Here is an 11666-nt window from a genome sequence, read left to right as displayed (position 1 = left end):
GCACACTATAACCGCCATTATGTTATGAACCAGGAGATTAATCACCCATGAACAGGGCGTATCCACTGCTGGCTTGTCTGCTGCCCTGTGCCTTGCAGGCGCAGGCCCCCAGCGAACAGGCATTGCAGCGTGCGCTCAGCGAAGGCAAGGCGCGTCCGTTCAATGAGGTGATGCAAGAGGCCAAGAGCCTGCCAGGTGAATTGCTCAAGGTAGATCTGCTGGAAGAGAAGGGGCGCTGGATTTACGAGCTCAAGCTGCTCGATCGTACCCAAAACGTCATCAAGGTCGGTTATCGGGCTGACAACTTGCGCATGATCTATCTAAAAGGGCATCATCTGGAACATCTTTTCCACCCTCCCGTTGCGGCAGGGACCCCCTAATCAGTTGGTAGCCGATTATGCGAATCCTGATAGTTGAAGATGAGAAAACCCTGGCCAACCAGCTGGCAGAGCAGCTGCGCCAAGCCGGCTTTGTGGCCGATTTGAGCCACGATGGTGTCGAGGCCGCCTTTCTCGGCGCCACTGAACCCTATGACGCTATCGTGCTTGACCTTGGTTTGCCCGGTCGCGATGGGCTGAGCGTGCTTAAGGAGTGGCGTGGTCAGGGAATGGCTTGCCCGGTGTTGATCCTCACCGCCCGCAACCAGCTGCACGAAAAGATTGAAGGCCTCAACGCCGGTGCCGACGACTATCTGACCAAGCCGTTCCAGATGGCCGAGCTGGTGGCTCGGGTGCATGCTCTGGTACGCCGCGCCGCCGGTAACGCCAGTTCGGTGCTGGAAATTGGCGGCGTGCGCCTCGATTTGGCGGCCTCTCAGGTCTGGTATGAGGGCACTCCCATCAAGCTAACGGCCCACGAGTTTCGCGTGCTCGCCTATCTGATGCAGCACCGTGGCAAGGTGGTGTCGCGCAGTGAGTTGATTGATCACATCTATGCCCAGGATTTTGACCGTGACTCCAACACGGTTGAGGTGTTTATCGGGCGGATCCGTAAAAAGACCAACTCGGATCTTATCGAGACGGTGCGCGGTCTGGGCTACCGGATCAACGAATGAGGGGGATCCGGACCCTGCGTGGTCGCCTGCTGGTGATCGCGCTTATCTGGTGCGGCCTGTTTCTCTCCGCAACGGGGTTTAGCCTGCAGCGGATGCTCACCAACTACTGGCAGGAGGCGGAGGCGGATGGTCTGCGCCTCCAGCTATTTGATCTGTTGTCACGGCTGGAAGTGAATGACGATGGGGTGCCGGTGTTGACCGAATCCATGTCGGACCCCCGTTTTCGCCAGCCCTACTCGGGTTTTTACTGGCAGTTGGAAGCCGGTCCACGGGTGGTGATCAAGTCGCGCTCTTTGTGGGATCGCGAGCTTATCAGTCACAAGCTCAAACCTGCGTTTGGCGACCGCGACCTGTTTTTGGGCAAGGGACCGGGTGATGAACCGCTGCTGCTGATGACCCGCTCCGTGTTATTACCGGGCTCGGATCAGGTGTTTCGGCTGGTGATGGCCAAAGACAGCAGTGTGCTGACCCAAACCTTACAAAAGACCCGTATCAGTCTGTTTTTTGGCTTGGGCTTTGCCGCCGGCGGCCTGATCCTCGGTTTCCTGTTCCAGATCCTCTACGGCTTGCGGCCACTGCTGCTGCTGCGTCGCGAGCTGGTGCGCATTCACCAGGGCCATCAGGAGAAGTTTGAACACCGCTATCCCCTTGAGATCCAGCCGCTGGTGGAGGACATCAACCGCCTGTTGCACCACTACGGCGAACTGCTGTCGCGGGCCCGCGCCCATACCGGCAACCTGGCCCATGCCCTGAAAACGCCGCTTTCTATTTTGCGCAACCAGTTGCCACAGCTGCCCGAGAGTGAGCAGCCGCCGGTGACTGAACAGCTTGATCAGATCCAGCGCCATATCGATTATCACCTCGGTAAGGCGCGGGTAACCGGTGCGGCCAAGGTGCTCGGGGTGTCGACGCCGCTGAAAGCACGTATCGAATACATCGGCCGTGCCTTTTCCCGTCTCTATCCCGGCAAAGAGCTGGTCATCGACATTCCGATCAATCTGGCGGTCGGGGTCGAAGAGCAGGATTTTGACGAAATGGTGGGGAACTTGCTGGAAAATGCCTACAAATGGTCGACGCGCCAGCTGCGGGTCTCCACCGCTGAGCTGGGCGACTGGATCAGCCTGCGCATTGAAGATGATGGCCCCGGTATGAGCGAAGAGCAGATGGCCAAAGCCATTGAGCGCGGGGTTCGGCTCGATGAACAGGTGCCGGGCTCGGGGCTTGGGCTAAATATTGTTTCCGAGCTGGCCGGAGCCTATCGCGGCAGTCTGATCATGGGCCGCTCCGAGCTGGGCGGGCTGGCCGCCTCGCTGTCGTTACCCAAAGTGGCGCGGGTCGAGCGCTGATCCGGGACGTGAAGGGCGTCGTTGGCTGGCACCAGACGCCCCTTTTCTTTATCATTCCCTATCATTTCGGATTTGAAGATGCATCACCATGGCTAGAGCCCTCTCTCTGCTGCTTGCCCAGTTGAATCTGACGGTAGGCGCCATTGAAGAAAACTGTGACAAGATTCTGGCTGCGGCCGCTCGTGCCGACGAGCAGGGCGCTGATCTGCTGGTCTGCTCGGAACTCGCGCTGACCGGCTATCCTCCCGAGGATCTGCTGCTGCGCAGCGACCTGATGGTTCGGGTTGAAGCGGCGCTGGCAAAGCTGGCCGCCCGTGCAGGGAGCGCCGCCATTCTGGTCGGTCACCCCTGGCGCGAGGGCGAGAAGCTCTATAACGCCGCGTCCCTCTACGAAAACGGCCAGTTGCTGGCGCGTTATTTCAAGCGGGATCTGCCCAACTACGGCGTGTTCGACGAAAAGCGCTACTTCGCTGCTGGCGAAGAGACCTGCGTGGTGGCGTTTCGTGGCCACACCCTTGGCCTGTTGATCTGCGAAGATCTGTGGCAACCGGGCCCGGCGCATGCCACCCGTGAAGCTGGCGCCGAGATCCTGCTGACCATCAATGCCTCCCCCTATGACATGCACAAGCCCTGGCTGCGTCAGGAGATCTTTACCGAGCGCAGCCGTGAAACCCATCTGCCGCTGGTCTATCTCAACCAGGTCTGTGGTCAGGATGAGCTGGTGTTTGATGGCTGCTCCAAGGTATTCAACAGCCGTGGTGAGCTGACTCAACGTCTGTGCGCCTTTGCTGAAGAAGAGGCGCTGGTGCGCTTTGCTGACGGCGAGCCGGTGCCCTCTGGCCGCGTCGAGAAGAGTCTGCCGCCGCTGGGTGAGGTCTATCAGGCGCTGGTGCTGGCGGTGCGTGACTACGTCAACAAGAACGGTTTCCAGGGCGCGGTGCTGGGCCTCTCCGGTGGTATCGACTCGGCCCTGACACTGGCCATTGCCGCCGATGCCCTTGGCAAAGAGCGGGTGCAGGCGGTCATGATGCCGTTCCGCTATACCGCCCAGATGAGCGTAGAGGATGCCAAGGAGCAAGCCGAGCGCATGGGGGTCGAGTTCAATATTGTCTCGATTGAGCCGATGTACGAAGCGTTCATGGGGCAGTTAACTCCGCTGTTTGAAGGCACCAGCCGCGACACCACCGAAGAGAACCTGCAGGCCCGCTGCCGCGGTGTGCTGTTGATGGCGCTCTCCAACAAGCGTCGCCGCATCGTGCTCACCACCGGTAACAAGAGCGAGATGGCGGTGGGCTATGCCACCCTCTATGGCGACATGGCCGGCGGCTTTGATGTGCTCAAGGATGTGCCCAAAACACTGGTGTTCCAGCTCTGTGAGTACCGTAATTCGGTGGAATATGTGATCCCGCAGCGGGTCATCGACCGTCCGCCTTCGGCAGAATTGGCGCCGGACCAAGTGGATCAGGACAGCCTGCCACCCTACGATGTACTGGATGCCATTTTGCTGCGCTATGTGGAGCAGGATGCCTCGGTGGCCGATATGGTGGCCGAGGGATTTGACGAGGCGGTGGTGCGCAAGGTGATCCGTCTGGTCGATCTCAACGAATACAAGCGTCGCCAGGCCGCGGTGGGTCCGCGTATCTCGGCACGTAACTTTGGTAAGGACCGCCGTTACCCCATCACCTCCGGGTTTGGCCGACAGAACTGGTAAGGAGTAGAGCCATGAAGAAGATCGAAGCCATTATCAAACCGTTCAAGCTGGACGACGTGCGTGAAGCGCTGGCCGAGATTGGCATCAATGGGATGACCGTCTCGGAAGTGAAGGGCTTTGGCCGTCAGAAGGGTCATACCGAGCTCTATCGCGGCGCCGAATACATGGTCGACTTTCTGCCCAAGGTGAAGGTCGAGCTGGTGGTGCAGGATGAAGATCTCGATGCCTGCATCGAGGCGATTCAGAACACGGCCCGGACCGGCAAGATTGGTGATGGCAAGATCTTCGTCTGCGAAGTGGAGCGTGTTATCCGCATCCGTACCGGTGAAGAGAACGAAGACGCCATCTGATGAAGTGGTCGCGAGTCGCACTGGCCGGACTGCTGTTGTCCGGCCTCAGTGCCTGCAGTACATCCCCGCCGGCCGAGCCTGACAACTTGTGTGATATCTTTCGGGAGAAGCCCGATTGGCACAAGGCGGCATTGAAAATGACCGAGCGTTGGGGCACGCCTGTTCAGGTGGTGATGGCGATGATGTATCAGGAATCTTCCTTTGTGCATGACGCCAAGCCGCCTATGGAGTACTTTCTCTTTATCCCGATCGGTCGAGCAAGCTCGGCGTATGGTTATGCGCAGGTGAAAGACGAGACCTGGGCCCAGTATCAGGAAGAGACCGGCAATGGCTGGAGCGATCGCGATGAGTTCGAAGATGCCATCGACTTTATGGGCTGGTACACCGCCAAAGCCCAGCGTGTGAACGGTGTCTCCAAGTGGGATGCCTATCGCCAGTATCTCAATTATCACGAAGGGTGGGGCGGCTATCGGCGCGGCACCTATCGCAGCAAAGCCTGGCTGATGAGTGTGGCAAGACGGGTGGAAGCCCGTGCCCAGCGCTATGGCGCCCAATATCGACAATGCAAGAATCGGCTCCCCAGCGGAGGCTGGTTCTCATAATCCATTTCAGGAGTGAACATGCCGCTTTTGGACAGTTTTAAAGTTGACCACACCCGTATGGCTGCCCCGGCTGTGCGTGTGGCCAAGACCATGCAAACCCCGCACAAAGACACCATCACAGTGTTTGACCTGCGTTTTTGCGTGCCGAACAAGGAGATCCTCTCCGAGCGTGGTATCCACACTCTGGAGCACCTGTTTGCCGGCTTTATGCGTGATCACCTCAACGCTGATGATGTCGAGATCATCGACATCTCCCCGATGGGCTGCCGCACCGGCTTCTACATGAGTCTCATCGGTACCCCGAGTGAAGAGCGTGTCGCCGCTGCCTGGCAAGCCGCCATGCAGGATGTGCTGACCGTGCAGGATCAGGGCAAGATCCCCGAGCTGAACGAGTATCAGTGCGGCACTTACACCCTGCACTCGCTCGACGAAGCGCACGGTATTGCCCGCAACGTGATTGCCCGTGGTATCGGCGTCAACCACAATGCCGAGCTGGATCTGCCGGAAGAGAAACTGCGCGCCCTCTGAGTCGGGAGCGGCGAGTATGATACAAGAGGGCCGGTCAGATGACCGGCCCTCTGCTATTTGAGATATGGCGTCGATTGGGGTGCTACATCGCCATTGGCATGACGCGATTGCGGCCCAGCTCCTTGGCTTTGTAGAGCAGCTGATCGGTGCGCTCAACCAGATCGTCGCCGTGCTCGCGGCCATTGAACTCGCTGACGCCAAACGAGGCGGTGATGTTATCAACCCGCCGTCCGCTCTTGCGATCGAGCACCGACAGCTTTTCGGTGGCGCGGCGCAGGCTCTCGGCCAGTTGGCGGGCCAACTGCAGATTCTTGCCCGGTACCAGCAGGGCAAACTCCTCGCCACCAAAACGAAACACCTCGGCGCCCTCTTTGCAGGCATCGCGCAGACGGCGTGAGAAGACCCGTAGCACCTGATCGCCCAGCAGGTGGCCATACTCGTCATTGAACAACTTGAAACGATCAATATCGGCCAAGATCAGTGAGAAGGATTGCCCACTACGACAGAGTGCATCGAGCTCCAGATCGAAGGCGCGGCGATTGAGCAAACCGGTTAGAGCATCTTCGTTGGCCTGCTTGCGGGTTTCATCCAGCGCTTGGCGCAGCTCTTTAATCTCTTTTTCTGCATTGCTGATCTGACTGCGAAAGTGCAAGGTCGCCATGCGGATGTCACGGGACTCGCGCACCAACTCGCGCAACACACCCATGGTGTCTTCGAGACTCAGCCCCTCTTCATCAATCTGGTTGAGCTTGCCGAAGCTTTTATCCAGCACATCCTGAAACAGGCCGGTGTCGGCCAGCGCATCCTGCATGGTCTGGGCAATCTGGGTGGTCATGGTGGCGAGGTTGAGCTTGACCGCTTCCAGCTCTTTCTCCTGCTGGCTGGCCAGATGCTGGTGATAGAGCCGTTCGCTGGTCACCTGGGAGCAGGTGCCCTGCTGGCGCAGCGCCGTATTGATGGCGCTGGTCAGCTCCGGAATGGCGGCTGCCACATAGTTGTACCAGACCGCGTAATGGGTCGGATTGGTGGGAATCTGATATTTGATCATCAGCGGCAGCGCTTGCTTAAAGTAGGCGGCCGACTGGGCGAACGAATCCTTGCTCATGGAGACCTGGGCTCATCATGCTCTCAACCTTTCTAGTATACAGAGCTCTGCGCGAAACAGCAGGCTGCCATTGTGTCCCGAGCTGTGGATATAATGGTTAGGAATTCTCCCTCTTAAGGCCCTGCCATGTCCCAACAAGATCCCTTCCTCCAACGCGAGGCCGAAAAATACGACAATCCGATTGCCAGCCGCGAACTGCTGCTGCAAATCATCGAGGCCCATGTCCGGCCCATCTCCCGTGACGAAATCGCGCGCGAGCTGAAGCTGACCGACGAAGATCATCTGGAGGCGCTGCGCCGCCGTCTGCGTGCCATGGAGCGCGATGGACAGCTGGTGTTTACCCGCAACCAGTGTTACGCGCTGCCGGAGCGGATCAACCTCATCAAGGGGTATGTGCTGGGCCACAAAGACGGCTTTGGTTTTGTCCGCCCTGATGGCGGCGGGCAGGATCTCTATTTGAACAACCGCGAAATGCAGCGGTTGATGCACGGCGACTATGTGTTGGTGCAACCGACCGAAGTGGATCGCAAAGGCCGACAGGAAGCCCGTCTGGTACGGGTACTCAAGGCGCGTGAGATGGATATCGTCGGCCGTTATTTCGTCGAAAACGGCGTCGGCTTTGTGGTGCCGGACGATACCCGTATTGGTCAGGACATCCTGATCCCGGCCGGCGAGAACAAGGGGGCGCGCCAGAGCCAGGTGGTGGTGGTGCGTCTGACCCAGCGTCCGACCGGTCGTCTCAATGCCGTCGGCAGTGTGCTTGAAGTGCTGGGTGAGAACATGGCGCCGGGCATGGAGATCGAGATTGCTCTGCGCAACCACGGTATTCCGCACACCTGGCCGGAGGCGGTGACCAAAGAGATCGCCAGCCTGACCGAAGAGGTGCCGGAGAAAGCCAAGGCGGGTCGTATCGACCTGCGCGCCCTGCCGCTTATCACCATCGATGGTGAAGATGCCCGCGATTTTGACGATGCGGTATTTTGCGAGAAGAAAAAGGGTGGTGGCTGGCGCCTGTGGGTGGCGATCGCCGATGTGTCGGCCTATGTCAAACCGGGAACGGCACTCGACACCGAAGCCTATCAGCGCGGTAATTCGGTCTACTTCCCCGAGTTCGTGGTGCCGATGCTGCCGGAGGTGCTCTCCAACGGACTCTGCTCGCTCAACCCGCAGGTTGATCGCCTCTGCATGGTGTGTGAGATGACCATCGCTGCCAGTGGCCGTATGTCCGGCTTTAGCTTCTATGAGGCGGTGATGAACTCCCACGCTCGGATGACCTACTCCAAGGTGGCGGCGATTCTGGAAGGGGACCCCAAGCTGCGCCAGCAATATGAACCGCTGGTGGGTCATATCGAAGAGCTCAACAATCTCTACAAGGCACTGAAAACGGCCCGTCACCAGCGTGGTGCGGTGGAGTTCGAAAGCGAAGAGACCCGCTTTATTTTCAACGCCGAGCGCAAAATTGACCGCATCGTGCCGCTGGTGCGTAACGATGCCCACAAGATCATCGAAGAGTGCATGATCCAGGCAAACGTGGCTGCCGCCCGTTTTGTGGAAAAGAACGAAGCCGCTGCCCTGTTCCGGGTACATGACCGTCCGGGCGAAGAGCGTCTGACCGGTTTCCGCCAGTTCCTCGGTGAACTGGGTCTGGAGCTCAAAGGTGGGCTGGAGCCGGAGCCGAAAGATTTTGCCGAGCTGGCCGCCCAGTTTGAGGGGCGTCCGGATGCTGAGCTACTGGCTACCATGCTGCTGCGCTCCATGCGTCAGGCCATCTATCAGGCCGACAACATCGGTCACTTCGGGCTGGCGCTCAAGTCGTATGCCCACTTCACCTCGCCGATCCGTCGTTATCCGGACTTGATTCTGCACCGGGCCATCAAGTATCAACTGGCCAAGGAGCAGGGTACCCCGCGCCACAAGTGGACGCCGAGCGGCGGTTATCACTACAGCCTGGAAGAAGTCGATCCGATGGGTGAGCACTGCTCCATGACCGAGCGCCGTGCCGATGACGCCACCCGTGACGTGGCCGACTGGCTCAAGTGCGAGTACATGCAAGATCACGTCGGCGACGAGTTTGACGGGGTGATTGCCAGTGTGACCGGCTTTGGCTTCTTCGTACGCCTTGATGAGCTGCATATCGACGGGCTGGTGCACGTGAGCACCCTCACCAACGACTACTACCAGTTCGACCCGATTCACCAGCAGTTGATTGGTGAGAACTTCCGCCGTCGTTATCGCCTCGGTGACAAGGTGCGGGTCAAGGTGATGGGAGTGAACCTGGATGATCGCAAGATTGACTTTGTGATGGTGGAAGAGCCGCTTAAGGTCACCGGCAAGGGTGCCAAACAGGCTGTCCGCAAGATGGCGGATATCAAAAAAGAGAAGGCCAAGAGCGAGCGGCGCCGTGAAAAGCGCAAAGCCGATGGCAAGGACAAGAAGGCGGCTGCGGCCAAGCCAGCCAACAAACGGCCAGGCAAGAAAGCCCGTGACAAGATCAAGTCACGCGCTGCCAAGGTTTGATAACGCCTTGATATGAAAAAGCCTTGCCCATCGGGCAAGGCTTTTTTGTCTGCACGTGATTAGAAATCGACGTGCAGGTTAGCGTTCCAGGCCACGCCCGGTTGGTTATAGGTGTTGGCCCCTTCGCTGGAGCGCAGGATCACCTTGTCAAACACGTTGCTGACACCGGTACCAACCCGGACCGTCTTGGTCAACTGGTACTGGGTGCCAAATCCGAGTAAGCCATAAGAGCCGATCTCGGAGGTATCCAGACCGGACGACTCCTTGCGGTTTTCGGCGCTGGTACGCGGCTTCTGGCGACCATAGAAGGTGTAGGTGGTGTTGAGTGACCACTTGTCAGTAACTTGCCAGTCGAGCATGGTGTTGATGGTGTATTTGGGAATGACCGAGAGCGGGTTGCCGGTTTCTTTGGACTTGTTCTCAATCATGTAGGTGCCGTTGGTGGTCCAGCTCAGGCTGGTCGCAAGCGGTACCGTCAGGTTGCCTTCAAAGCCACGGATGATCGCCGGACCACTGTTTTCCCAGCGATAGACGTTCCAGCCACTGTAAGTACCGAGCAGACTTTCACCTGCCACGATCTTGTTGTCGTAGTCGTTCTGGAAGTAGGTCACACCGCTGACCCAGCCGTTGTGCTTGAACTGCAGACCCAGCTCAGAGTTGATGCTGTGTTCCGCTTCCAGATCATCGTTACCCACCAGATAGCAGCCGACTGAGGTACCGATCGGGCAGCCATTACCGCTGGAGAGCAGCAGGTAGTTGGGGTTGACCTGATAGAGGTTAGGCGCCTTGAAGACGCGGGCTACCCCGGCCTTGGCGGTGAACATCTCACCCAGCTCCTGGGAGGCGTTGAGGCTCCAGGTCAGGTTGCTACCAAAGTCGCTGTTCTGATCGACCCGCACACCCGGAATCACCACCGTGGTACCGGTGGCCTGGATACTGTCTTGGACAAAGACGCCGACATCACCCTGGCTGCTCTGTGAAGCACGGTCGTCGCCCAGAGAGTAACTGGTACTGCCGCTGCCATAGGTCTTTGAGCTCAATACCTGGCTGGTGGAGAAGGGATCGTCGAGCTTGGAGTAGGTCCAGTCCATGCCAGTGGTCAGAGTTTGGTCTACCCCCAACATGACGGGAATATCCGCCTTGGTCGATGCGCGGTAGTCGTTGAGCGTGCTGGTGGTGTAACTCTCGGCACTGGTGATCTGACCGTTGATACCGCCGGTCAGCCCTTCATCCATCCGGTTGTTGCGGGTGTTGGTCCACGAAAGGGTGTTTTGGGTATCGCCCCAGGACCAGTTGCCGGTGTGGTTAAGGGAGGTATCAAAACGGTACATCCGGTTGGTTTCGGCACCGCTATTGGCCAGAGTTTGGGTCGTGGTCGAGGCGCTACTGAGCGAGGTGTCACCGGCATAGATGTTGCCTTGACGGCTAAAACCGGTCTTGAAGTCGAGCTTTTGGGCCGGATCGATCTTCCACGAGAGCAGCAAGTTGGCGTCTTTGTTACGCACCCCTTCCCGGCCAGCGGCTGTGGTGCCGCTGCTGACGGCAGAGTCATTGATATTCGGGCTGTCGGCTTCGGTTTTGTTGATGTTGCCATAGAGCCGCATGCTCAGGGTGTCATCAATCAGCGGCCCGCTGACGCTGAAGTTGGCGCGGCGTGTTGCGCCTTCCGCGCTGCGACCCGGTTGATTGGTATAAAGATCGGCGCTGCCTTTCCACTTGTCAGTGGGTTGCTTGGTGATGATGTTGACCACCCCGCCCTGGGCGCCAGAGCCATACATGGCGGCGGCCGGTCCACGCAGCACTTCGATGCTCTCGATCTCTTCAACCGGCACCCAGTTACTGTCGCCACGGGTATCACGTTCACCGGTCCGGTCATAGCGCACCGAATTGCGCGAGGTGGTGGGAATACCATCGATCAGGATCAGGGTGTTTTCCGGACCCATGCCGCGAATATCAATCTGGCGGTTGTTGCCGCGCGCCCCGGAGGCGCTGTTGCCGGTCAGGTTAACGCCGGGCATTTTGCGGATGATGTCAGAGGCATCGTTGACGGGGGGATCCTTGCTTAGATCCTTGGCGGTAATCACCGATACGCCGGGCTGCTGCTTGAGCAGCTCCTCGGCTTTGGCGGTCACCAGAACGGTGCTTTGTGAGGTCGCCTCTTCTTCTTGAGAGGTCTGGCTGCTAGTTGTGCTGTCGGCGGCGCCAGCCTGGAAGGCCAGCAAAGTGCCGATCAGCACAGTCAGAGGACGAAGTTGGAAAGGGCCACTGCTGTGCACGTCTCGCTCCTTGGTAGAGGATGACTATTTAATAATTAAGTTACAAATGATAACTGTTATCATTTTCGGCGTTAGAAATACCATATCCCCACGTCAGCAGCAACGTGACAGCTTGTGCTCAAATGTGACCATATTTGCCAGCTAATCACATGTAATTAGTAGGGGATTGGTAAAGCT

At 58.4% G+C, this 11666-nt stretch carries 10 protein-coding genes; 8 read left to right on the top strand and 2 right to left on the bottom strand.

Annotation, left to right across the window (positions count from 1 at the left end; translation table 11 throughout):
• Positions 1-47 precede the first annotated feature (47 nt).
• The 7 genes from BW958_RS07265 to luxS all read left to right on the top strand — a co-directional run bounded on the left by BW958_RS07265 (position 48) and on the right by luxS (position 5591).
• Positions 48-380, top strand: coding sequence for a PepSY domain-containing protein (locus tag BW958_RS07265; protein ID WP_076575054.1), 333 nt, complete (start codon positions 48-50; stop codon positions 378-380).
• Between the two features lie 17 nt (positions 381-397).
• A complete protein-coding gene (locus BW958_RS07260) occupies positions 398-1054 on the top strand; it encodes an AHA_4052 family stress response regulator transcription factor (RefSeq protein ID WP_076575053.1) in 657 nt (218 codons plus the stop codon).
• Positions 1051-2400 carry a sensor histidine kinase gene (locus BW958_RS07255; RefSeq protein WP_076575052.1) on the top strand — a complete coding sequence of 450 codons (1350 nt, stop codon included), beginning with the start codon at positions 1051-1053 and terminating at the stop codon, positions 2398-2400. Before BW958_RS07260 ends, BW958_RS07255 begins: the two co-directional genes overlap by 4 nt.
• A gap of 88 nt (positions 2401-2488) precedes the next feature.
• A complete protein-coding gene (locus BW958_RS07250) occupies positions 2489-4111 on the top strand; it encodes an NAD+ synthase (RefSeq protein ID WP_076575051.1) in 1623 nt (540 codons plus the stop codon).
• Between the two features lie 11 nt (positions 4112-4122).
• A complete protein-coding gene (gene glnB, locus BW958_RS07245) occupies positions 4123-4461 on the top strand; it encodes a nitrogen regulatory protein P-II (RefSeq protein ID WP_005313429.1) in 339 nt (112 codons plus the stop codon).
• A complete protein-coding gene (locus tag BW958_RS07240) occupies positions 4461-5063 on the top strand; it encodes a transglycosylase SLT domain-containing protein (protein ID WP_076575050.1) in 603 nt (200 codons plus the stop codon). The genes glnB and BW958_RS07240 overlap by 1 nt, the downstream gene beginning before the upstream one ends.
• A gap of 18 nt (positions 5064-5081) precedes the next feature.
• Complete coding sequence (luxS, locus tag BW958_RS07235; RefSeq protein ID WP_076575049.1) at positions 5082-5591, top strand: S-ribosylhomocysteine lyase; 510 nt, start codon at positions 5082-5084, stop codon at positions 5589-5591.
• Positions 5592-5673: 82 nt separating this feature from the next.
• On the opposite strand, the gene BW958_RS07230 is transcribed toward luxS, so the two are convergent.
• A complete protein-coding gene (locus tag BW958_RS07230) occupies positions 5674-6696 on the bottom strand; it encodes a GGDEF domain-containing protein (protein ID WP_076575048.1) in 1023 nt (340 codons plus the stop codon).
• 126 nt (positions 6697-6822) lie between these two features.
• On the opposite strand from BW958_RS07230, the gene rnr reads away from it, so the two are divergent.
• Positions 6823-9213: a ribonuclease R gene (gene rnr / locus BW958_RS07225; protein WP_076575047.1), complete on the top strand. Its 2391-nt coding sequence runs from the start codon at positions 6823-6825 to the stop codon at positions 9211-9213.
• 59 nt (positions 9214-9272) lie between these two features.
• On the opposite strand, the gene BW958_RS07220 is transcribed toward rnr, so the two are convergent.
• Positions 9273-11489: a FepA family TonB-dependent siderophore receptor gene (locus BW958_RS07220; protein WP_076575046.1), complete on the bottom strand. Its 2217-nt coding sequence runs from the start codon at positions 11487-11489 to the stop codon at positions 9273-9275.
• Between the last annotated feature and the right edge of the window lie 177 nt (positions 11490-11666).

The sequence above is a fragment of the Aeromonas sp. RU39B genome, from assembly GCF_900156095.1.
GTDB lineage: Bacteria > Pseudomonadota > Gammaproteobacteria > Enterobacterales > Aeromonadaceae > Aeromonas.
Note: the sequence above shows the minus strand (reverse complement) of the source record. Positions and strands in the feature narration are given on the sequence as shown.